Origin of the sequence: Achromobacter sp. MFA1 R4, from assembly GCF_900156745.1 — a bacterium.
GTDB lineage: Bacteria > Pseudomonadota > Gammaproteobacteria > Burkholderiales > Burkholderiaceae_B > Achromobacter.
Genome location: NZ_LT707065.1, coordinates 3,878,609 through 3,899,064, shown reverse-complemented (window position 1 = coordinate 3,899,064; position 20,456 = coordinate 3,878,609). Strand labels below are relative to the sequence as shown.

Here is a 20,456-nt window from a genome sequence, read left to right as displayed (position 1 = left end):
TATCGCCACCAGGATTTACCATGCGTTTGCTCTGCGCTTTCGACCGAGGCCTGTTCAGGCTGGTCTCGGTCCTGGCCCAACTCTTGCTCGTGGCCGCCGCGGCCGCCGCGTTCTACCAGGTCATCGCCCGCTTCGTGCTGCAATCGCCCGCCGACTGGAGCGAGGTCCTCACCCGCGCGCTGCTGATCTGGACCGTTCTGCTGGGCGTGGCGCTGGCCTTTCGCCACGGCGCCATGATCAGCGTGGAACTGCTGCGCAACCTGCTGGGCGGCAAGCGCCGCCGCGTGCTTGAAGCCGTCATCGGCCTGGTCTGCGCCGGCTTCCTGGGCTTTCTGGCCTGGATCGGCGGCAACATGACCTACCGCGTGCGCTTCCAGACCGTGCCCAGCCTGGACATTTCCATTTCCTGGATCTACCTGGCGATTCCCGTGGGCGCCACGCTTGCGGCCATTGCCGTACTGGCCCGCTGGTGCGCGGGCGAAGAAGAAGACGTCCCCGTGCGCAACGACGCGCAAGGCTGAGCCGTCCCTCAAAGAACCCCTGCAGCAGATATCGCCATGTCCCAATTAATGATTGTCTCGATGCTGATTTTCTTCGGGCTGTCGGTGCCGGTCGCCGTGTCGATCGGACTGGCCAGCCTGGCGGGCGTCGGCACCGCCGGCCTGCCGTGGGTGGTCGTCGCCCAGCAACTGTATGCCGCGCTGGACAAGTACCCCCTCGTCGCCATTCCCTTCTTCATCCTGGCTGGCAACCTGATGGAAGCCGGCGGCATCTCGGAACGCATGGTGGAGTTCGCCAAGAGCGTGGTGGGCGGCATCCAGGGCGGACTCGCGTGCGCCTGCGTGCTGACCTGCATGATCTTCGCGGCGGTGGCGGGCTCCAGCGTGGCCACCACCTTCGCGGTCGGCGCGATCCTGATCCCCGCCATGATCCGGCACGGCTACCCCGCGCCCTTCGCGGCGTCGCTGCAGGCCAGCGCGGCCGAACTGGGCGTGATCATCCCGCCGTCGATCCCGATGATCCTGTACGCCGTGTCCACCGACACCTCCACTGGCGAGCTCTTCATTGCCGGCGTCATGCCCGGCATCCTGATCGGCGCGGCGCTGATGCTCTACGTCTGGCTCTATGCCAAGCGCAACAACCTGGGCAAGCGCGACGGCGAAGGCCGCCTGCCGCTGTGGCCGGCCTTCAAGAACGCCTGGCTGGCGCTGCTGATGCCCGTCATCATCCTGGGCGGCATCTACGGCGGCATCTTCACCCCCACGGAGGCCTCGGTCGTGGCCGTCATGTACGCCGTGTTCGTGGGCAAGTTCATCTACCGCCGCCTCAGCTTCCGCCAGCTTTCCGTCACGCTGCACAAGTCGGTGGTGTCCACCGCCGTCATCATGTTCGTGATCGCCAACGCGGGCGTCTTCAGTTTCCTGCTCAACCGCGCCGGCGTGCCGGACGCGCTGGGCGTGTGGCTGTCCCAGATCTTCGACACCAAGTTCACCTTCCTGATGGGCATGAACGCCGCGCTGTTCGTGATCGGCATGTTCATCGAGACCTCGGCGTCCATCGTGGTGCTGGCGCCCCTGCTGCTGCCGGTGGCGCTGAAATTCGGCGTCGAGCCGGTGCACTTCGGGATCATCATGGTGGTCAACCTGGCGCTGGGGATGATCACGCCGCCGTTCGGCGTGAACCTCTTCGCCGCCAGCGCGGTGGCCAAACTGCCGCTGGAGCGCCTGATCAAGCCGCTGATCCCGTTTGTCGCCGTCGTGATCGTGTGCCTGCTGCTCATCACCTACTGGCCAGGACTGTCGCTGGGGCTGCGCGACCTGGTGTATGCAAAGTAATTTGCCCGTTCCAGCGACGCGAGGGCCAGCGCCTGCGCCAGCGCGGCCCGGTAGGAATCGATGACGGGCACGCGCGGCGGGCGTGGCAGGCTGGGCAGGTAGCCCGCCAGCGCGGCGCCCGCCAGGATCACCACGTCGGCGCCCTGCTCCGCCGCCGCGTCCAGCGCGCCGGCCACCGTGGCCGCCGCGTCGGACGACCGCGACGCATAGTCCAGCGCATTGCCCGGCAGCGCCCGTATCCCCGCGCAGCGCGATTCCACGCCAAGTTGGCGGATCTGCTCGCGCAGCATGCCGGGCCAGCGCTGCCCCACGGTCACGATGGCGTAGCGGTCGCCGCGCTGCATGGCCGTCATGATGGACGCTTCGGCCATCCCGACCACGGGCGCATTCAGCCGCTCGCGCACCGCGCCGATACCCGGCTCGCCGAAGCAGGCCAGTACGCAGGCCTCGAAGGGCAGCTCCGCCTGCGCCGCCTCGCATTCGACGGCGGCCAGGACCGCGTGCGCCGACAGGGCCGCGTCCGCCCGGCTGGCGACGTAGGCGGGGCCGAAGGGCGCGGTGACGCTCCGAAGCTGGACGGCGGTGCCGAAGAACGTGCGCCCCTGGCCGGCCAGGCTGTCCGTGAGGGTGGCGGTGGTGTTGCCGTTGACCACCAGCAGGCGATAGGGCGCCGCGGCGGGTCTGTCGGCGGTCAGGGAATCCGGGGTGTTGGGCATGTGACCTCTTTGGTACGGGGTATGTATACAAAGTGTGTCAACAATGCACCGGACTCGTGCCGCCCCTCAAGCTATCGCTAACCCTTGCGGCCCACGGACGCAGGGCTGCGGGGCGCGGCGGCCAGCGCGGCGGGCAGCGCCCCGCCCGCCCGGACGGGCGTGCAGGGGACGCAGAATGAGAAAAGCGCCCGGTGGGGGCGCTTTTTTCGTTCCGCGGGCTAGATTTCGCGTTCTTCCGTCTTGAGGTTGTTGTCGCGGGCGAAGTCCACCACGAACTTGTAGGCCAGCGGCTCCAGGTCGCGCAGGCGCAGATCGACCACGATCCCGCGCACGCCATCGATCACGACGGGAAGCACATAAGGCGAATAAGTGAGGTGGTTACCAGCACAGCCGGCGGGCCGGAACTGTGCCATCACGCCGGCGAGCCGTTCTGCCCAGTCGCTGGGACGGAAGCGGCTACCGCTTTCGGTAACGCCATGAATTACGAATTGTCTGACGCGAGTTGCCATGTGTTCTTTCACTGCGGGACGCCTTTCACGAAAGCCGGATCTTCGGCGTGATCAAACATCCGCCCCGCGCCGCGAATTGTATATGATTGATCCTTTGCCCTCTTTCGAAACGCGATTCGCCTTGAATCGGCCCCTTGAAAGCGGGCATGCTTTCGACGCCATTCACCCAGGAGGATCCGCGATGAGCTCGCCTCTGGCCAACATCTATGCCCGGCTGCCGGTTTCGTTCACGCACGGCCAGGGCGTATGGCTGTGGGACGCGGACGGCCGGAAGTACCTGGATGCCCTGGCCGGCATCGGCGTCTCGTGCCTGGGCCATGCCCACCCGAAGCTGGTCGCCGCCATCGCCGAGCAGGCCGCGCGCGTCATCCACACCTCGAACATCTACGAAATCCCCCAGCAGACGGCGCTGGCCGCCCGGCTGGCGGAACTCTCGGGCATGCAGGAAGTCGCGTTCAACAACAGCGGCTCCGAAGCCAACGAAGCGGCCATCAAGCTGGCCCGCTACTACGCCTACCAGCGCGGCAACAGGCACGCCCACATCATCACCATGGACTCGTCCTGGCATGGCCGCACGCTGGCCACGCTGGCGGCCACCGGCAGCGACAAGGCGCGCAAGGGCTTCGAGCCCCTGCCCAGCGGGTTCATCCAGGTCCCGTACAACGACCTGGATGCGGTGCGCGAGGCCGGCGATGCCGAGCCCCGCACCGCCGCGGTCCTGCTCGAAGTCCTGCAGGGCGAAGGCGGCATCCGCCCGTCCGACATCGCCTACCTGCAGGCACTGCGCCGCCTGTGCACCGAGCGCGGCTGGCTGCTGATGATCGACGAAGTCCAGTCCGGCATCGGCCGCACGGGCAAGTGGTTCGCGCACCAATGGGCCGACATCCGCCCTGACGTCATGACGCTGGCCAAAGGCCTGGCGGGCGGGGTTCCCATCGGCGCGATGCTGGCCGCCGGCCCCGCCGCCGGGGTTTTCACCCCGGGCAGCCATGGCACCACCTTCGGCGGCGGCCCCATGGTGTGCGCCGCGGGCCTTGCCGTGCTGGACGCGCTGGAATCGGAAAATCTCCTGGAGAACGCCCGCACCGTGGGCGCTCACCTGCAAGACCGCCTGGCCAGCGCGCTGGCCGGCACGCCCGGCGTCACCGAGGTCCGCGGCCGCGGCCTGATGCTGGGCATCGAACTGGCCCGCCCCTGCGGCGTCCTGGCGCTACGCGCCCTGGAGGCCGGCCTGCTCATCAACGTCACGCGCGACCGCGTCATCCGCATGCTGCCGCCGCTGATCCTGACCCGGGACGAGGCCGACCGCATCGTCGCCATCCTGGTTCCGCTCATCCAACAGTTCCTGGCCGAAAAACCATAATCAACGTCCCATCCGGGCCACGAGCCCGGCCGGGCCCAATGACCTGCGACATCACCATGACTCCTCCCACGACTCAAAACGGCCCGCTGCGGCACTTTCTCCAGTTCAAGGACTTCTCGTCCGCCGAGATCGCCTATGTGCTGGACCGCGCGCGGCTGATCAAGGAAAAGTTCAAACGCTACGAACCCCACATGCCGCTGCATGACCGCACGCTGGCGATGGTGTTCGAAAAGGCCAGCACGCGCACCCGCGTGTCCTTCGAGGCCGGCATGTACCAGATGGGCGGTTCGGTCATCAACCTGACCTCCAACGATTCGCAACTGGGCCGCTCCGAGCCCATCGAGGACACCGCGCGCGTGATTTCGCGCATGGTCGACATCGTCATGATCCGCACCTTCGAGCAGACGCGCATCGAGCGCTTCGCCTCGCACTCGCGCGTGCCCGTGATCAACGGCCTGACCAACGAATTCCACCCCTGCCAGATCCTGGCGGACATCTTCACCTACATCGAGCACCGCGGCCCCATCGCCGGCAAGACGGTGGCCTGGGTGGGCGACGCCAACAACATGGCCTACACCTGGCTGCACGCGGCCGAAATGCTCGGTTTCACGCTGCACGTGTCCACGCCGGCCGGCTACGAACTCGAAGCCGCCCGCATCGGCACGCCGTCCGACAAGGTGCTGCGCCAGTTCAAGGACCCCATGGAAGCGTGCAAGGGTGCGCACCTGGTCACCACCGACGTCTGGACCAGCATGGGCTACGAAGCCGAAAACGAAGAGCGCCGCGCGGCGTTCGCCGACTGGTGCGTGGACGCCGAAATGATGGCGGCGGCCGACCCGCAGGCCGTCTTCATGCACTGCCTGCCCGCCCACCGCGGCGAAGAGGTCACCGGCGAAGTCATCGACGGTCCCCAGAGCGTGGTCTGGGACGAAGCCGAAAACCGCCTGCACGTCCAGAAGGCGCTGATGGAATTCCTGCTGCTGGGACAGGTCGACTAAGACCATCCCCTAAGGAAAAAGGGCCCGGGCATCGCGCGATGCCCGGGCCCCTTTGTTTCGCGCCGGATCAGCAGCCTGAAGCGGCTTCACGCGGCTTCAGGCCGCTACAGGATCTTCCTGAACATCGTGCGCCGCGTGTTGCGGAACGACGGCCGCACGCGGCTGCTCCAGTCGGTCGCGCGCACGGCAAGCCATGGCGGACTGCCGAAGGTTTCCTGCGTATGCAGGTCGTAGCAGGCCAGATAGCGCGGCGATTCATCGCGGCATTCGTAGCGCTGCGCGCGCACGGTGCCCGGCACCGAGGCCAGGCCGGGCAGGTGCTCCTGGTCGTACCAGGCGTTCAGGTCGGCCTCGGCTTCCGGCGCCACATCGGTTTCGACGATGTAATGCCACGGCGCGTCCTGCCCCGCCGACGCGCCGGCCAGATCCAGCGTAAGGTGCAGCGCGCGCGCCCGCGCGCCCGGCGCCTGCGCCGCAAGCCGGTCCCGGACCGCGGACAGCACATCGGCGCCGCCGCGCACATAGACATAGGTCTCGTCGGCGTCCAGCGCCGCAAAGGCCGTGACGCGGGCGGTCGACAGCCCGTGCGTCAGGCGATCCGCCAATTCCTTCGCGCGTGCTTCGTCGATGCGCCCGCCCAGCGACACCAGCAATAGGGTTTCCTGCACAGTCAGCTCTCCTTTCAATGCCCGACGCGCAAGGCGACCAGGAAGCGCGACACCATGTTGTAGGCGCCCACGGTCGCCGTCAGCTCCACCAGTTGCGCATCATCGTATCGCGCACGCAGGGGCGCAAACACCGCATCCGGCACCTCGATGTCGCGGGTCATCGCGTCGGTCAGGGCCAGCACCTCGGCCTCGCCCGGTTCCAGGCCCGGCACCTGGTCCGGCGCCGGATTGCCGCGCAGCGCGTCAATGACCGATTGCGGCATGCCGCCCGCCAGCGCGTGCGGCACGTGCGCCTCGAATTCGTACGGCGCGTTATTCAGCGTGGCCACGCGCAGGATGATGAGCTCGCGCAACCGAGGCTGCAGCGACGTCTTCTGGCGGATCGCGGTCAACATGGCTTCCCATCCTTCCACCACGGCCGGACTGTTCAGCAGCACCTGGTACAGGGGCGAAATGCGGCCCCGCGCGGCGGCGATGCGCGCCTCCATCGGGGCCAGTTCCGGGCGCGTGCCCGGCACGACGGGTTCGACTCGACAAGCGCTCATGGTCACTCCGGACGGATGTTCTTGCGCTGGATCAGGGCGGCCCACTTCTCGCGGTCCGATGCGATGAGCGCCGCCAGCTCCTGCGGCGTGCTGGGCGCGGCCTCGGCGCCGAACTTTTCCAGGCGGGCGCGCACGGCCTCGTTGGCCAGGGCGGCGCGCACGGCCTGGTTCAGCTTGTCCACCGTGGCGGCCGGCGTGGCCGCGGGCGCGACGATGCCGTACCAGTTGTTGGATTCCACGCCGGCAATGCCCTGCTCGGCCAGCGTCTTCACGTCAGGCAGCAGCGGATGGCGCTTCGGCGCGGCCAGGCCCAGCGGCTTGAGCTTGCCGCCCTGGATATGGCCGATCAGCCCCGGCACATCGCCAAAGAAGCCCGCGACCTGGTTGCCCATGACGTCATTGATGACGGGCGCCGCGCCCTTGTAGGGCACATGCAGCACCTTGGCCTTGCTGGAATCGGCAAACATTTCCAGCGTCAGATGCGGAATGCTGCCGATGCCCGACGAGCCGATGGCCACCGATTGCGACGCCGACTGCGACCGCTTCACGAAGTCCGCGGCATCGGTGGCGGGGTTGGAGGGATTCACCACGAACACCGTGGCGTTGTTGACCACGCGCGACACCGGCGCGAAGTCGCGTGCCGGATCGTAGGGGAGGTCCTTGTAGAGCGCAGGGCTGATCGCCACGGCGCCAACGCTGGTCAGGAACAGCACCGAGCCGTCGGCGGGCGCCTTGGCCACGTAGGCGGCCGCGATGTTGCCGTTGGCGCCGGCCTTGTTCTCGACGATGACGTTCTGCTTGAGCTCCTTGCCCAGCTGCTCGGCCAGCACCCGGCCCACCAGGTCCACCGGACCGCCCGGCGGAAACGCGATGATCAGGCGCACGGGGCCCTCGGCGTGAACCGCACCCACGGCGGCCAGGCTCAGCGCGGCGGCCGAGATGATTTTCTTGAACATGGTGTCTCCTCGTTGATTGGGATGTTCTTGCGGCTGGGGCTTCCAGGCCCCTGTTCCGCGGTCATTGCCTGCTACTGAAATCCGTACAGCCGTGCCGGGTTGTCCACCAGCACGCGCTGGCGCAGCCCGGCGTCCGGGCATGCCTCGAAAAACGTGTCGACCAGTTCGCCATCGTCCGGCATGTCGCCCGCCACGTTCGGGTGCGGCCAGTCCGTGCCCCACAGGGTGCGATCCGGCATGGCCTCGACCAAAGCGCGCACGAAGGGAATACCTTCCGAAAACGGACGCTGGCCGGATGCGATGCGGTCGATGCCCGACACCTTCACCCAGGCCTTGCCCACGTCGGCCAGGCTGAGCAACGCCCGCATGGCAGGCGAGTCCAGCCCATCCGCCGCCTTCAACCGCCCCATGTGGTCCACGACGAACGGCACCGGCAGCGTCAAGAGCCGCGGCAGCAGTTCGGGCAGCATCGCGCCGTCCACGTGCAGGCACAGATGCCATCCCAGCGGCGCGATCAACGCGACCACGTGGTCGAACACGGCCGGGTCGGGCGCGCCGCCCAGATGCGGCACGAAATTGAAGCGCGCCGCCCGCACGCCGCCGTCATGCAGCGCCCGGACGCTGGCTGCGGTGGCATCGCCGCCCAGCAGCGCAACGCCGCGGTACCGCCCTTCACTGCGCGCCAGCGCGTCCAGCAAGGCGCGATGGTCCGAGCCATGGCAATTGGCCTGCACCACGACCGCGCGCTCGATGCCCAGATGGGCATGCAACGCCGCCATGCTGGCGAACGACGCGTCCGGCGGCGTATAGGAACGGCCTTGCGCGTACGGAAACACGTCGCCGGGCCCAAAGACATGGCAATGCGCATCGCACGCGCCCGGCGGCAGCGCGTGGCGGGGACGAGAGGGCGAGGCGAGCGGAGGACGGCAATCGGGCACGGGGGCTTCCTGCATGGAAAGCGCCATGGTCCCGGATTGCCGCCTGGCGAACAATGCTATACCTTATATTTCTGATATAGAAAAACTACATATCCGATGGACCTCAAGCAGATCGAATACTTCGTGCGCGTGGCCGAACGCCGCAGCTTCTCGCGCGCCGCTGAAATGCTCGACGTCGCCCAGCCCACGCTCAGCCGTCAGGTGCGGCTGCTGGAACTGGAACTGGGCCAGCACCTGCTCTACCGCAATGGCCGCGGCGCCGAGCCCACCGAAGCCGGCCTGCGTTTCCTGGAACATGCCCGCGCCCTGCTGACCCTGGCCGAACGCGCCAAGGAAGATTTGCAGACGCTGCGCGAAACGCCTACGGGCAAGGTCGTGATCGGCCTGCCGCCGCGCATTGCGCGGGTCCTCACCCCGCCGCTCGTCCAGGCGTTCCGCCAGGCCTTTCCCGACGCCTCCATCGCCGTGGCCGAGGGCCTGAGCGCCCAGGTGCGCGAATGGCTGCTCGCCGGCCGGGTGGATCTGGCGCTGCTCTACGATCCGGCGCCCTCCCCGCAACTGGCCTACGAATCCCTGTTCCGCGAAGACCTGGTGCTGGCCGCCGCCGCGGGGCATGTGCCGCCCCTGCCCGCCCGCGTGCCGGTTGCGCGCCTGGGCGACTATCCGCTGGTGCTGCCCAGCCTGCCCAACGCCATCCGCACCCTGGTCGAAAGCGTCTGCCGCGCGCAGGGCGTGCGGCTCAAGGTCGCGGCCGAGGTCGACGCGGTGCAGACCATCGTCGAACTGGCCGCGCAGGGCGATGCCTACGCCATTCTTCCGCGTTCGGCGGCGCGCGGCCCGGCCGCCGAACATGAACTGTCCCTGTGCGATATCGGTTCGCCCACGATCACCAACAACCTGGTGCTGGCCAGCGCCCGCCACCGCCCGGCTACCCGGCTGGCGGCGGCCACGGGCCAGCTGATCCGCGGCCTGCGCCTTGCCGACCTGTTCGCGCCGGGCGGATAGCGCCGGGCGGGCGGCTCCGGGCGAGCGCCCCGCGCGGCCAGCCCCACCTCAAAAGAGTTAAAATGGCGGGCTACTTTTCTTGTTTGGCGGCTCGTTGCTGTCAAAGTCCTGTTGGCGTCTCACCTCAAACAATGACCACTATCCTCCCGAACCTGCCCACCGGCCAGAAAGTCGGCATCGCCTTTTCCGGCGGCCTGGACACCAGCGCGGCGCTCCTCTGGATGCGCAACAACGGCGCCATCCCCTACGCCTACACCGCCAACCTGGGCCAGCCCGACGAGTCCGACTACGACGAAATCCCGCGCAAGGCCATGGCCTACGGCGCCGAAAACGCCCGCCTCATCGACTGCCGCGCGCAGCTCGTGGCCGAAGGCATCGCCGCCCTGCAATCCGGCGCGTTCCACATCTCGACCGCCGGCATCACGTACTTCAACACGACGCCCATCGGCCGCGCCGTCACCGGCACGATGCTGGTCGCCGCCATGAAGGAAGACAACGTCAACATCTGGGGCGACGGCAGCACCTTCAAGGGCAACGACATCGAGCGCTTCTACCGCTACGGCCTGCTCACCAACCCGGAACTCAAGATCTACAAGCCCTGGCTGGACCAGCGCTTCATCGACGAGCTGGGCGGCCGTTCGGAAATGTCCGAATACATGCGCCAGGCCGGTTTCGACTACAAGATGTCGGCGGAAAAGGCCTACTCCACCGACTCGAACCTGCTGGGCGCCACCCACGAAGCCAAGGACCTGGAGCAACTGAACTCCGGCATCCGCATCGTCAAGCCCATCATGGGCGTGGCGTTCTGGCGCGATGACGTCGCCGTCAAGGCCGAGGAAGTCACGGTGCGCTTCGAAGAGGGGCAGCCCGTCGCCCTGAACGGCGTCGAATACGCCGACCCGGTCGAACTGATGCTCGAAGCCAACCGCATCGGCGGCCGCCACGGCCTGGGCATGAGCGACCAGATCGAAAACCGCATCATCGAAGCCAAGAGCCGCGGCATCTACGAAGCCCCGGGCCTGGCCCTGCTCTTCATCGCCTACGAGCGCCTGGTCACCGGCATCCACAACGAAGACACCATCGAGCAATACCGTGAAAACGGCCGCAAGCTGGGCCGCCTGCTGTACCAGGGCCGCTGGTTCGACCCGCAAGCCATCATGCTGCGCGAAACCGCCCAGCGCTGGGTCGCCCGCGCCGTGACCGGCGAAGTCACCATCGAACTGCGCCGCGGCAACGATTATTCGCTGCTGAACACCGTCTCGCCCAACCTCACATACGCGCCCGAGCGCCTGTCCATGGAGAAGGTGGAAAACGCCCCCTTCACCCCGGCGGACCGCATCGGCCAGCTCACCATGCGCAACCTCGACATCGTCGACACCCGCGAAAAGCTGTTCACGTACGTCAAGACCGGCCTGCTGGCCTCCAGCGGCACCTCGCTGCCCCAACTGAAGGACGCCGCCAAGAAGAAGTGATTCTTCAAAGCCAAACAAAAACCCTCGGCAAAAAAGCCGAGGGTTTTTTTTCTCCCTGCACCGCCCGCGCCGGCTGGCTCAGACGGCTGGTTCAGACTCGGGGCGCCTACAGTTCCACCTGCATCCCCATTTCCACGACACGGTTCGCCGGGATCTTGAAGAACTTCGTGCTGCGCGTCGAATTGCGCGCCATGAACGAAAACACCACGCGCCGCCACCGCCACAGCGCGGGCTTCCTGGCCGCCACCACCGTCTGGCGCGACAGGAAGAACGACGTGCGCATCGGTTCCAGGTCCAGCTCGGGATAGGCCTCGGCGATCAGGCGCAGCGCCTCGGGCACGTCCGGGTCTTCCTTGAAGCCGTAGTTGACCGTCGCCGTCCAGCTCGACGCGCTGAGCTTGGTGACCTCGAAACGCTCTTCCGGCGCGATGTACGGCACATCGGCAACCAGGATCGTCAGGAACAGCACGTGGTCGTGCAGCACCTTGTTGTGCTTCAGGTTGTGCAGCAGCGCCGGCGGCACATTGCCCGAGTTCATCGTCATGAAGATGGCCGTGCCCGGCACGCGCGACGGCGGGTATTCCTCGAGCTGCGCCATGAATTCCTTGAGCGGCTGCCGATCGCGTTGCTGCATGTCGGACAGCAGGCGACGGCCGCGGCGCCACGTCATCATCAGCGTGAACACCACGATCGCCACCATCAGCGGCAACCAGCCGCCTTCGTGAATCTTGAAGACGTTGGCGGAAAACAGCAGCACGTCCAGCACCAGCAGCAGGCCCAGCACCAGGAACCACATCATGCGCTTGACGCCGGTCGTGCCGCGCGGAAGCACCGCGAAGGCCAGCACCGACGTCGTGAGCATCGTGCCCGTCACCGCAAAGCCGTAGGCGGCCGCCAGGTTGTCGGAGTTGCGGAACCACACCACCAGGATCAGCACCGCGCACAGCAGCAGCGCGTTGACCTGCGGGAGATAGATCTGGCCCTTTTCGACGGCCGACGTATGCAGGATCTGCATGCGCGGCCAGAAGCCGAGCTGCACGGCCTGGCGCGTCACGGAATAGGCGCCGGAGATCACGGCCTGCGAGGCCACGATGGTCGCGATGGTGGCAAGCGCCACCAGGGGCACCAGCCCCCATTCGGGGGCCATCAGGAAAAACGGATTGCGGATGGCGGTGGGGTCGCGCAGCAGCAGCGCGCCCTGGCCGAAATAGCACAGCGTCAGCGCGGGCAGCACCATGCTGAACCAGGCGCCGCGGATTGCCGGCCGGCCAAAGTGCCCCATGTCCGCGTAGAGCGCCTCGGCGCCGGTCAGCGCCAGCACCACCGCGCCCAGCAGCACGAAACTGATCCACGGAAACTCGACGATGAAGCGCAGGCCCCACATCGGGTTCAGCGCGGCCAGCACCTCGGGCGTCTGCCAGATCTGCCAGCCGCCCAGCGCGGCCAGGGTGGCGAACCACAGAAACATCACCGGACCGAACAGCTTGCCCATCGCGGCCGTGCCGTGCGACTGGATCGCAAACAGTGCGATCAGGACCACCAGCGCGATCGGCACGACCCAGTGATCCAGCGTGTGCGATACGATGCCGATGCCTTCCAGCGCCGACAGCACCGAAATGGCGGGCGTGATCATGCTGTCGCCGTAGAAGAGCGCCGCGCCGAAAATGCCCAGCACGATCAACACCCAGCGCAGCTTGCCCTCGCGCGCGCGCACGGCCAGCTCCAGCAGCGCCAGCGTGCCGCCCTCGCCGCGGTTGTCCGCGCGCAGCACCAGGGTGACGTATTTGAAAGACACCACCACCATCAGCATCCAGAACAGGATGGACAGCACGCCCAGCAGATGCGCCGGCTCGAGGTCTGTGTGCACGCTCAGGCCGGTCAGGCAGGCGCGCAGCGTGTACAGGGGGCTGGTCCCGATGTCCCCGTAAACCACGCCCAGGGCGCCCAGGATCAGCGCGGCACGCGATGACGGCGCGTGGTGCGCCCCGCCTGCCGCGCCTGCCGCGCCTGTGGGCGAAATAGGTGTGCTGACCGTGCCTTGGCTCATGATGCGGGTTCTTGGCGAGTGAGTTGGGCCCCTTTGCGGGGGCCGGGGAATACGACGGACAGCCGTGTCCCGGCAAAATCGGGCCGGCTCGTGAGCTTCCACCAGGCGCCGTGCGCGTGCGCGATCTCGCGCACGATGGCCAGCCCCAGGCCTGAGCCGCCCGCTGTCGCGGTGGGCGACCGGTAAAACGCCTCGAACACGCGGTCGCGCTCTTCGGGCGGAATGCCGGGGCCGTCGTCTTCGACGGTCAGCGAGGGAGGATTGGCGCCCACGATGAGCGTGATGCGCCCCGTGGGGTTGCCATAGCGCAGCGCATTGTCGATCAGGTTGCCCAGCAGTTCAGCGAGCAGCAAGGGGTCGGCGTCGATCCAGATGGGCCGCTCGGGCGCCACCAGGTCCAGCTCGTAGTGCGCCTCGCGCACGCGCGGGAACCACTCGGCGCCATGCGCCCGCACCCATTCGCACAGGTCGATGCGCACGAAACTGTCCTGGGGACGGGCATTGGGATCGGCGCGGGCCAGCACCAGAAGCTGCTGGCCCAGCCGGATCATGCGGTCGCTGACGGCCTTGATGCGCTCGGCGCGGGCCCGGACGTCATCGGGCAAGGGACGCGCCAGCATGAGTTCGGATTCGAGCCGCAGGCCCGACAACGGCGTGCGCAACTGGTGGGCCGCATGGCCGATGAAGCGCCGCTGCGCGGCCAGGGACGCATCCAGCCGCAGCAGCAGGTCATTGGTGTGGGTGACCAGCGGCTCGATCTCGACCGGCACGCCCGCCACCTCCAGCGGCTGCATGTCGTCGATGGAGCGCTGCCGGATCTCTTCGGACAGATGATTCACGGACCGCAGCCCGGATCGCACGCCCTGCACCACCACCCAGGTGAACAGGCCGATCAACGCTACCTGCCCCACCACCATCAGCCAGAAGAAGTCTTCCAGCATCCAGAGCGACATGTCGATCTTGTGGGTGATGACCCAGGTGGCCGCCAGGTCCAGCAGGACGAGCAGCAGGATCGGGGGCATCAGGCGGATCACCAGATGCCGGGCAAGCGAACGGGAGGGGAGCAAGGGGCGCGAAGCCGGGGACGGTTGAGGGATGCGTTCCTGCGTCATGGCGCAACGCCTTCGCTGGGGCGAATGGATGCGTGCGGCCGGAGCAAGGCGGCCGCAGCCGGCCCGTCAGGCCGTTTCCACATCCAGCATGTAGCCAAAGCCGCGTACCGTCTGGATGCTGGCGCCCGTGCCTTCCAGACGCTTGCGCAGTCGGTACACGTAGACTTCGACCGCGTTTTCGCTGAAGTCCGCGTCCCACGCAGACAGGGAGTTCACGATCTGGCGCTTGGTCACGACGCGGCCCACGCGGGCCATCAGCATTTCGAGGACGGAGAGCTCGCGCACCGACAGCGACAGGCGCTGGCCATTGGCGCGGACTTCGCGGCCGACGGTGTCGAACACCAGGGGCCCCACTTCGATCAGGGGCTGGGCCTGGCCGGCGCGGCGGCGTCCGAACGCGCGGACGCGGGCGGCCAGCTCGGGCAGTTCGAAAGGCTTGGTGACGTAGTCGTCCGCGCCGGCGTCCAGACCGGCGACGCGGTCTTCAATGCCATCGCGGGCGGTGAGAATGAGCACGGGAACCTGGTTGCCGTCCTGGCGCAGCTGGCGCAGCACATCCAGGCCGCTCATGCCAGGAAGGTTGAGATCCAGCAGCATCAGGTCGTAGGGCTGGCCCGCCAAGGCGCCCAGGACCCGGTCGCCGTCAGTCAGCCAGTCGACCGCATACCCCTGGTCGGCCAGAAATTCCTGGAGCGCATGGCCCAGGGTGGTGTCGTCTTCGATTACCAGAACTCGCATGCCGCGATTCTAGCGCGATCCAAAAAAAAAGGGGCGCGAAATGCGCCCCCTGCCTGGATTCGTTCACCCGCCGGACGGTGCCGCGGCGGGAGCCGGGGCGCCCGGTGCGGCAGCGCTGGTGGACGGTGGCGTCGTGACGAAACCGATGCGCGTCATGCCGGAACGGCGGGCCGAGGCCATCACCTTGGCCAGCGTTTCGTAACGCGTGTTCTGATCCGCGCGGATGCGGATCTCGGGCTGCGGCTTGGTGCCGGCGATCGACTTGAAGCGGTTCGGCAGGTCGTCGATATTGACCGGCTTCTCGTCCCAGAACAGCGCGCCGCTGGCGTCGATGGCCAGGTCCACGGTCTTGGGTTCTTCCTCGATCTGCTCGGCGGCCACCTGGGGCATGTTGATCTTGATCGAATGCGCCAGCAGCGGCGCCGTGATGATGAAGATCACCAGCAGCACCAGCATGACGTCGATCAGGGGCACCATGTTGATCTCGGACACCGCATGGCTTCCGGACCCTTTACCCTCAAAGCTGCCAAAGGCCATTATTCGCTCCCGCGTTGAACCGCGTGGCCGTTCTGGCGACGCAGCGCGCGCACCTTGCCGTCGGACAGCGCGACTTGCTGGCCCGTGGTCAGGAACGCAAACAGATCATGCGCAAACGCATCCAGGCGCGACAGGTACACGCGGTTGTTGCGCACAAACATGTTGTACGCCAGCACGGCCGGAATGGCCACCGCCAGGCCCAGGCCCGTCATGATCAGGGCCTCGCCCACCGGACCCGCGATGCGGTTGATGGTCATGCCATCGGCCATGCCGATGCCGACCAGCGCGTGGTAGACGCCCCAGACCGTGCCGAACAGGCCGACGAACGGCGCCGTCGAACCCACGGAGGCCAGCACGGTCAGGCCGTTTTCCAGCTTGGCGGTTTCCTCGTCGATCACTTTGCGCATGGTGCGCGTGACGAAATCGGAGTTGCTGCCCGACTCTTCCAGCTTGGTCGCGCCGAACTTATTGTGATGCGCCTGGGCATGCATGGCATGGCTGGCCAGGTGCGAGAACGGATCGCGCGCGCCGTGCGTGTTGATTTCGTGCTCGACCTGTTCCAGCGAACTGGCGTTCCAGAACTTGTTCAGGAAGTCGGCCGAACGCTTGCGCATGCTGACATTGCTGCCGGCCTTGACCAGGATGAGGTACCACGTCACCAGCGACATCAGGATCAGGATGACGAACAGGCTCTTGCCCACGAAGTCGCTCTGGGCGACAAAGTGCAGAAAGCCCATGTCGGGCGCCGGAGCCGGCGCTGCGGGCAGCGACGAGGCGGCGTTGTGCAGCACGTCCGCCGATTGCTGGACAGCGCCAGCGGCCTGCTGGACGGCGCCCGCGGCTTGCTGGGCGACGTCGCCGCCGGTCGTGGCGGCTTGCTGGGCTGCGGGCGCGGCCGCGGCAGCCGGCGCGGCCGGGCTGGTGGTCGCCTGCGCCACCAGGGTGGCGCTATGCAGTGCGTTGGACATCTCAGTTCCTCATGACGAAATCAAACGGAATTTTTGCTTTGGCGGGATAGGCCACGCCATTGCGGGTATAGGGCTTGAAACGGCCTTTGCGGGCGGCTGCCAGTGCCGATTCGTCCAGGCGCGGAAAACCCGACGAAACGTCGATGGTTGCCCGCTCGACCAGGCCCTGGGTATTGATTTCCACCAGCACCACGACCCGGCCCTCCTCCCGCATGCGGCGCGACGCCATCGGGTAGTTGGGCATCGGACGCGCGCCCTGGAACTCGATGCTCGAGACCAGCACGGGCTGATCGGGCGGCGGCCCCTGCTGCGGGCCCTGAGGCGCCTGCGTGCCTTCCGGCGCACCGCTGGGCGGCGTCTGCTGAGGCGGCGGTTCCGGCTTGGGCTCAGGCTTGACTTCCTTCTTGGGCTGAGGCTTGGGCTTGGGCTTGGGTTTCGGCTTGGGCGGAGGCGGCTTGGGCGCAGGCATCGGCGGCTTTTCGACCACCGGCTCAGGTTCGATCTCGGGCTCCGGCTCGGGCTCGGGCTTCAATTCCGGCTCGGGCTCGGGTTCCGGCTCGGGTTCGATCTCGGGCTCAGGCTCGGGCGGCGTTTCGACCACGGGCTGCTGCACTTCGGGAATGGGTTCGGCTTTGGCGATCTGGGGCACGGGAGCATCCACCACGCTCACCATGATCGCCTCGGGTTCCTCCAATTCAGGACGACTTTCCGGCGCCAGGAAAATGGCGCCTATCACCGCCGCATGCAATGCGACGACCGCCAGGCCAGCGCCTGCGCGTATACCAAAAGAAGACCGCGAAGAAGAATTCCAACCGGGTTGAAGACTAGGCATGAATCAGCCAGGGTGCAGTGACTTTCCGGCCAGCCAGAGGATCGACGCGCACACGATGGCGCCGCCGGCTGACCGGTACAAGCCCGTCATAGTATCTCAAATGCGAATGATTCGCACGTTGTATTTCGTCTGGAACAGCGTACCATTTCTGATCCGGATCAAAGCGGAATCAATGGAACGCTTACGAAATAGCCTGCGCCAAGTCGCGATGCGCCCGCGACAAAGGGGATTTGCTCGAAGCGCCATCCCGCCGCTGCCCGCGTCAGAAAACAAAAAACCCGCCACGATGTCGTGTGCGGGTTCGATGTGCGTTCGGGTCTGTCGCACGGTGTGCCGGCCGAACCGATATGTTGTGCTTCTGGTGGGTGCTACAGGGGTCGAACCTGTGACCTACGCCGTGTAAAGGCGCCGCTCTACCAACTGAGCTAAGCACCCTTTCGGTGCAGTTGCCGCGCAAATTTCCTGACAGGAAAACCGTGCATGACAACTGCCAATCGGGGTACTCAAAAGCAATACGCGGGCCGGAGTATACCGGACCGCGTACTAGTGGGCAAATCGCGGCGCGCAGCGCCTTGCGATCGCCTGCCGTTCATTAGTTGACGGCATCCTTCAGGGCCTTGCCCGGACGGAACTTCGGCACCTTGGCCTTCTTGATCTTGATGGTTTCGCCGGTGCGCGGGTTACGGCCAGTGCGCGCGGCGCGGGCCGACACGGCAAACGTGCCGAAACCAACCAGCGTGACCGTACCGCCCTTCTTCAGCGTGGTCTTCACGGCACCGATCAGGGCGTCGAGCGAACGGCCGGCAGCAGCCTTGGAGATATCGGCCTTGCTGGCGATGTGATCGATGAGTTCGGTTTTGTTCATGCAGGTGTACCCCTCACAAGGTGTGGAGTCTGCCGGGGGCGAAGTTCATGGCCGTCAGGATGGATGCCACAAATGGACGCGAGACCAGGCAAACGACGAACAGACAGTGGATAAACTTTTTTCTTGCGCTGCAAAGCACAACTTTTAAACTGCTGCGCCGCCTAGGTTTTGCTGGACCAATGCCTGCAAACCGTCAGCGACGCAGACGTGTATTAGGCCTTGGCGTAGAGCGGCTGTCAAGCGAAAACCTCACGGCAACCCGCGTCAATACTAGCTTTTAGGCGTTTTCGCAATAAACAAAAACGCGCATTTCGGGGTTTGCGCGACACCCCGAAAAAACACTTTAGGCTTCATCAAACGTCCGCCCATCGGCGCAGCAGATTGTGATAAATGCCGGTGAGCTGCACGATCGACGCATGCCCCGCCACATCCTGGTTCAAGCGCTGTATGGCCACGTCCATGTCCAGCAGCAGCGCGCGCTGGGTGTCTTCGCGCACCAGGCTCTGCATCCAGAAGAACGAACTTACGCGCGCCCCGCGCGTCACGGGGTTGACCTTGTGCAGGCTGGTGCCCGGATACAGGACCATGTGCCCGGCCGGCAGCTTCACGGCGCGCGGACCATAGGTGTCGTCGATGACGAGCTCGCCGCCGTCATAGCTGTCCGGATCCGAAAAGAACAGCGTCGCGGACAGGTCCGTGCGCACGCGCTCCGCCGTGCCGGCGATACCCCGCACGGCATTGTCCACGTGATAGCCGAAGGCTTCACCGCCTTCGTAGCGGTTAAAGAGCGGCGGGAAAATCTTGCGGGGCAAGGCGGCCGACATGAAGAGATTGTTCGCCGACAAGCGCTGCAGGATCAGCGCGCCCAGCTCCTGAGCCAGCGGATGCTGCTCCGGCAATTGCCGATTGCGCTTGACCTCGGCCGACTGGTGGCCCGCCGTCACCTTGCCGTCGACCCAATCGGCAGCATCCAGCCGCTGGCGGATGGCTGCCGCTTCCTCGGGCGTAAAAATTTCTGCGATCTGTATAAGCATGGGTCCCGACCCGATTGCGTTGCCGGCGCGACCTTTGCACAAGTCGCGTCTGCCGAATTATCCCTTCAGGCACCCATTGAGCGCCTGATCGAAATCAAACAGCAAATCCGCTTCGTCTTCGATGCCCACCGAAACGCGAATCAGGCTGTCGGCAATGCCCATCTGCTTGCGGCGTTCGGCGCCCATCTCGTAATAGATGGTGTGGGCCGCGGGCAGCGCCAGGCTGCGCGTGTCGCCCAGGTGCGTCGCCATCAGCACGACGCGCAGGCGATTGAGGAAATCGAAACAATCCACGCCGTCCGCGAGCTCGACGCCAAGCAGGCCGCCGAAGCGCGATCCAAACAGCGCCGCGGCGCGCGCGTGCTGCGCGTGGCTTGCCAGCCCCGGATAATGCACCTTCGCCACGCCGGGATGCTCTTCGAGAAAACGGGCCAGCGCCAGCGCGTTGGCGCAGTGGCGGGCCATGCGCAGGGCCAGGGTCTCGGCGCCGACCGCGATGCGGTGCGCGGGCTCCGCGGCCAGCGTTCCGCCCATGTCGCGCAGTCCCTTTTTCTTGATCTGCGTGAGACCCCAGCCGGTCGACGGCCCCTTGCGATAGGGTTCGTGGATGTTGCCGCTGCCAGCCCAGTCGAACAGGCCGGTATCGGTGACCGCGCCGCCCAAGGCGTTGCCGTGGCCGCCGATGTACTTGGACAGCGAATTCATCACGAGCGATGCGCCAACGGTCGCGGGCCGGAACATCCAGGGCGAAGTCAGCGTATTGTCCACCACATAGACCAGCCCCTTTTCGCGGCAGATCTCGCCAATCACGGCCAGATCGGCGACCTGCGTGCCCGGGTTGGCGATGGTTTCGGTAAAAACCATGCGCGTGTTGGACTGGATGGCCGCGCGCACCTGCGCCGAGTCCGTCGCGTCGACGAAGGTGATTTCCACGCCAAGGTCCTGCAGCGTGCCGAACAGGCTGTTGGTATTGCCGAACACGAACTGGCTGGACACCAGATGATCGCCACGGCGCAGCAGCGTGGTGAAGATCGCCGCCAGCGCGGCCATGCCGGTCGAGAAGCTGACCGTGCCCTTGCCGCCCTCCATCTGCGTGATCTTGGCTTCCAGCGCGGTCGTGGTCGGCGTGCCCTGGCGCGCGTAGGTGAAGCCCGCCTTGCCCTGGAACACGGCGGCCAGCTCGCGCGCGTCGTCGTACGCGAACTCGGACGACGGATGCATCGGCTTGTGCACCGCTCCGTGCTCGACGGATTGATTGCGGTCGGAATGGAGAATCGTGGTGGTAAAACCGTTCTGGTGCATGATGAGCTGACGCAAG

Annotated in this window: 21 protein-coding genes and 1 tRNA gene; 6 read left to right on the top strand and 16 right to left on the bottom strand. The window is 66.4% G+C overall.

Annotated features, from left to right (window positions below; translation table 11 throughout):
• The first annotated feature begins 20 nt into the window (after positions 1-20).
• The gene (locus BXA00_RS17815; protein WP_076519813.1) at positions 21-521 is read left to right on the top strand and encodes a TRAP transporter small permease; all 501 of its coding nucleotides are present in this window, start codon (positions 21-23) and stop codon (positions 519-521) included.
• Positions 522-557: 36 nt separating this feature from the next.
• A complete protein-coding gene (locus BXA00_RS17810) occupies positions 558-1,835 on the top strand; it encodes a TRAP transporter large permease (protein ID WP_076519812.1) in 1,278 nt (425 codons plus the stop codon).
• Here BXA00_RS17810 and BXA00_RS17805 read toward each other — a convergent pair.
• Together BXA00_RS17805 and BXA00_RS17800 are read right to left on the bottom strand one after the other, a co-directional pair.
• Positions 1,784-2,551 carry an aspartate/glutamate racemase family protein gene (locus BXA00_RS17805; RefSeq protein ID WP_076519811.1) on the bottom strand — a complete coding sequence of 256 codons (768 nt, stop codon included), beginning with the start codon at positions 2,549-2,551 and terminating at the stop codon, positions 1,784-1,786. The two genes, BXA00_RS17810 and BXA00_RS17805, sit on opposite strands and share 52 nt — an antisense overlap.
• 218 nt (positions 2,552-2,769) lie before the next feature.
• On the bottom strand, positions 2,770-3,060 hold the full coding sequence (locus BXA00_RS17800) for a DUF3579 domain-containing protein (protein WP_013392635.1): 291 nt from the start codon (positions 3,058-3,060) through the stop codon (positions 2,770-2,772).
• A 181-nt stretch (positions 3,061-3,241) separates the two neighbouring features.
• Between BXA00_RS17800 and BXA00_RS17795 the strand changes: the two genes are divergently transcribed.
• Together BXA00_RS17795 and argF are read left to right on the top strand one after the other, a co-directional pair.
• Positions 3,242-4,423 (top strand): aspartate aminotransferase family protein, encoded by a 1,182-nt coding sequence (locus BXA00_RS17795; protein WP_076519810.1) that lies wholly within the window; start codon positions 3,242-3,244, stop codon positions 4,421-4,423.
• Positions 4,424-4,479: 56 nt separating this feature from the next.
• Positions 4,480-5,421, top strand: coding sequence for an ornithine carbamoyltransferase (argF, locus tag BXA00_RS17790; protein WP_076521990.1), 942 nt, complete (start codon positions 4,480-4,482; stop codon positions 5,419-5,421).
• A gap of 104 nt (positions 5,422-5,525) precedes the next feature.
• Here argF and BXA00_RS17785 read toward each other — a convergent pair whose 3' ends face one another.
• From BXA00_RS17785 to BXA00_RS17770, 4 genes are all read right to left on the bottom strand, one after another.
• On the bottom strand, positions 5,526-6,089 hold the full coding sequence (locus BXA00_RS17785) for a DUF4286 family protein (protein ID WP_076519809.1): 564 nt from the start codon (positions 6,087-6,089) through the stop codon (positions 5,526-5,528).
• A gap of 14 nt (positions 6,090-6,103) precedes the next feature.
• On the bottom strand, positions 6,104-6,634 hold the full coding sequence (locus tag BXA00_RS17780) for a carboxymuconolactone decarboxylase family protein (protein ID WP_076519808.1): 531 nt from the start codon (positions 6,632-6,634) through the stop codon (positions 6,104-6,106).
• A gap of 2 nt (positions 6,635-6,636) precedes the next feature.
• On the bottom strand, positions 6,637-7,590 hold the full coding sequence (locus BXA00_RS17775) for a tripartite tricarboxylate transporter substrate binding protein (RefSeq protein ID WP_076519807.1): 954 nt from the start codon (positions 7,588-7,590) through the stop codon (positions 6,637-6,639).
• Positions 7,591-7,661: 71 nt separating this feature from the next.
• A complete protein-coding gene (locus tag BXA00_RS17770; RefSeq protein WP_156902928.1) occupies positions 7,662-8,528 on the bottom strand; it encodes an amidohydrolase in 867 nt (288 codons plus the stop codon).
• 96 nt (positions 8,529-8,624) lie between these two features.
• Here BXA00_RS17770 and BXA00_RS17765 point away from each other — a divergent pair, with 96 nt between their 5' ends.
• Both BXA00_RS17765 and argG read left to right on the top strand, forming a co-directional pair.
• Complete coding sequence (locus BXA00_RS17765) at positions 8,625-9,533, top strand: LysR substrate-binding domain-containing protein (RefSeq protein ID WP_076519806.1); 909 nt, start codon at positions 8,625-8,627, stop codon at positions 9,531-9,533.
• Between the two features lie 131 nt (positions 9,534-9,664).
• On the top strand, positions 9,665-11,005 hold the full coding sequence (argG, locus tag BXA00_RS17760) for an argininosuccinate synthase (RefSeq protein WP_076519805.1): 1,341 nt from the start codon (positions 9,665-9,667) through the stop codon (positions 11,003-11,005).
• Positions 11,006-11,111: 106 nt separating this feature from the next.
• Here the strand turns inward: argG and BXA00_RS17755 are convergent, their stop codons facing one another.
• From BXA00_RS17755 to BXA00_RS17710, 10 genes are all read right to left on the bottom strand, one after another.
• Positions 11,112-13,052, bottom strand: a complete 1,941-nt coding sequence (locus BXA00_RS17755; protein ID WP_076519804.1) for a potassium transporter Kup — start codon at positions 13,050-13,052, stop codon at positions 11,112-11,114.
• Entirely contained in the window at positions 13,049-14,164 is a 1,116-nt protein-coding gene (locus BXA00_RS17750; protein WP_231952101.1) for a HAMP domain-containing sensor histidine kinase, read from the bottom strand. Before BXA00_RS17750 ends, BXA00_RS17755 begins: the two co-directional genes overlap by 4 nt.
• Before the next feature lie 66 nt (positions 14,165-14,230).
• The gene (locus tag BXA00_RS17745) at positions 14,231-14,902 is read right to left on the bottom strand and encodes a response regulator transcription factor (RefSeq protein ID WP_024068289.1); all 672 of its coding nucleotides are present in this window, start codon (positions 14,900-14,902) and stop codon (positions 14,231-14,233) included.
• A gap of 63 nt (positions 14,903-14,965) precedes the next feature.
• Positions 14,966-15,439, bottom strand: coding sequence for a biopolymer transporter ExbD (locus tag BXA00_RS17740; RefSeq protein ID WP_076519803.1), 474 nt, complete (start codon positions 15,437-15,439; stop codon positions 14,966-14,968).
• Positions 15,439-16,407, bottom strand: coding sequence for a MotA/TolQ/ExbB proton channel family protein (locus BXA00_RS17735; RefSeq protein ID WP_076519802.1), 969 nt, complete (start codon positions 16,405-16,407; stop codon positions 15,439-15,441). Before BXA00_RS17735 ends, BXA00_RS17740 begins: the two co-directional genes overlap by 1 nt.
• 1 nt (position 16,408) lies before the next feature.
• Positions 16,409-17,239, bottom strand: a complete 831-nt coding sequence (locus tag BXA00_RS17730) for an energy transducer TonB (RefSeq protein WP_076519801.1) — start codon at positions 17,237-17,239, stop codon at positions 16,409-16,411.
• 359 nt (positions 17,240-17,598) lie between these two features.
• A tRNA-Val gene (locus BXA00_RS17725) sits at positions 17,599-17,674 on the bottom strand.
• 157 nt (positions 17,675-17,831) lie between these two features.
• The gene (locus BXA00_RS17720; protein WP_003812968.1) at positions 17,832-18,104 is read right to left on the bottom strand and encodes an HU family DNA-binding protein; all 273 of its coding nucleotides are present in this window, start codon (positions 18,102-18,104) and stop codon (positions 17,832-17,834) included.
• A 353-nt stretch (positions 18,105-18,457) separates the two neighbouring features.
• On the bottom strand, positions 18,458-19,138 hold the full coding sequence (locus tag BXA00_RS17715; protein ID WP_076519800.1) for a Fe2+-dependent dioxygenase: 681 nt from the start codon (positions 19,136-19,138) through the stop codon (positions 18,458-18,460).
• Positions 19,139-19,195: 57 nt separating this feature from the next.
• Complete coding sequence (locus tag BXA00_RS17710) at positions 19,196-20,440, bottom strand: cystathionine gamma-synthase family protein (RefSeq protein ID WP_076519799.1); 1,245 nt, start codon at positions 20,438-20,440, stop codon at positions 19,196-19,198.
• Between the last annotated feature and the right edge of the window lie 16 nt (positions 20,441-20,456).

Coding starts and splice junctions, on each gene's coding strand:
- BXA00_RS17815 (WP_076519813.1), top strand. CDS start 21: ATGCGTTTGCTCTGCGCTTTCGACCGAGGCCTGTTCAGGCTGGTCTCG.
- BXA00_RS17810 (WP_076519812.1), top strand. CDS start 558: ATGTCCCAATTAATGATTGTCTCGATGCTGATTTTCTTCGGGCTGTCG.
- BXA00_RS17805 (WP_076519811.1), bottom strand. CDS start 2,551: ATGCCCAACACCCCGGATTCCCTGACCGCCGACAGACCCGCCGCGGCG.
- BXA00_RS17800 (WP_013392635.1), bottom strand. CDS start 3,060: ATGGCAACTCGCGTCAGACAATTCGTAATTCATGGCGTTACCGAAAGC.
- BXA00_RS17795 (WP_076519810.1), top strand. CDS start 3,242: ATGAGCTCGCCTCTGGCCAACATCTATGCCCGGCTGCCGGTTTCGTTC.
- argF (WP_076521990.1), top strand. CDS start 4,480: ATGACTCCTCCCACGACTCAAAACGGCCCGCTGCGGCACTTTCTCCAG.
- BXA00_RS17780 (WP_076519808.1), bottom strand. CDS start 6,634: ATGAGCGCTTGTCGAGTCGAACCCGTCGTGCCGGGCACGCGCCCGGAA.
- BXA00_RS17775 (WP_076519807.1), bottom strand. CDS start 7,590: ATGTTCAAGAAAATCATCTCGGCCGCCGCGCTGAGCCTGGCCGCCGTG.
- BXA00_RS17765 (WP_076519806.1), top strand. CDS start 8,625: ATGGACCTCAAGCAGATCGAATACTTCGTGCGCGTGGCCGAACGCCGC.
- argG (WP_076519805.1), top strand. CDS start 9,665: ATGACCACTATCCTCCCGAACCTGCCCACCGGCCAGAAAGTCGGCATC.
- BXA00_RS17755 (WP_076519804.1), bottom strand. CDS start 13,052: ATGAGCCAAGGCACGGTCAGCACACCTATTTCGCCCACAGGCGCGGCA.
- BXA00_RS17750 (WP_231952101.1), bottom strand. CDS start 14,164: ATGACGCAGGAACGCATCCCTCAACCGTCCCCGGCTTCGCGCCCCTTG.
- BXA00_RS17745 (WP_024068289.1), bottom strand. CDS start 14,902: ATGCGAGTTCTGGTAATCGAAGACGACACCACCCTGGGCCATGCGCTC.
- BXA00_RS17740 (WP_076519803.1), bottom strand. CDS start 15,439: ATGGCCTTTGGCAGCTTTGAGGGTAAAGGGTCCGGAAGCCATGCGGTG.
- BXA00_RS17735 (WP_076519802.1), bottom strand. CDS start 16,407: ATGTCCAACGCACTGCATAGCGCCACCCTGGTGGCGCAGGCGACCACC.
- BXA00_RS17730 (WP_076519801.1), bottom strand. CDS start 17,239: ATGCCTAGTCTTCAACCCGGTTGGAATTCTTCTTCGCGGTCTTCTTTT.
- BXA00_RS17720 (WP_003812968.1), bottom strand. CDS start 18,104: ATGAACAAAACCGAACTCATCGATCACATCGCCAGCAAGGCCGATATC.
- BXA00_RS17715 (WP_076519800.1), bottom strand. CDS start 19,138: ATGCTTATACAGATCGCAGAAATTTTTACGCCCGAGGAAGCGGCAGCC.
- BXA00_RS17710 (WP_076519799.1), bottom strand. CDS start 20,440: ATGCACCAGAACGGTTTTACCACCACGATTCTCCATTCCGACCGCAAT.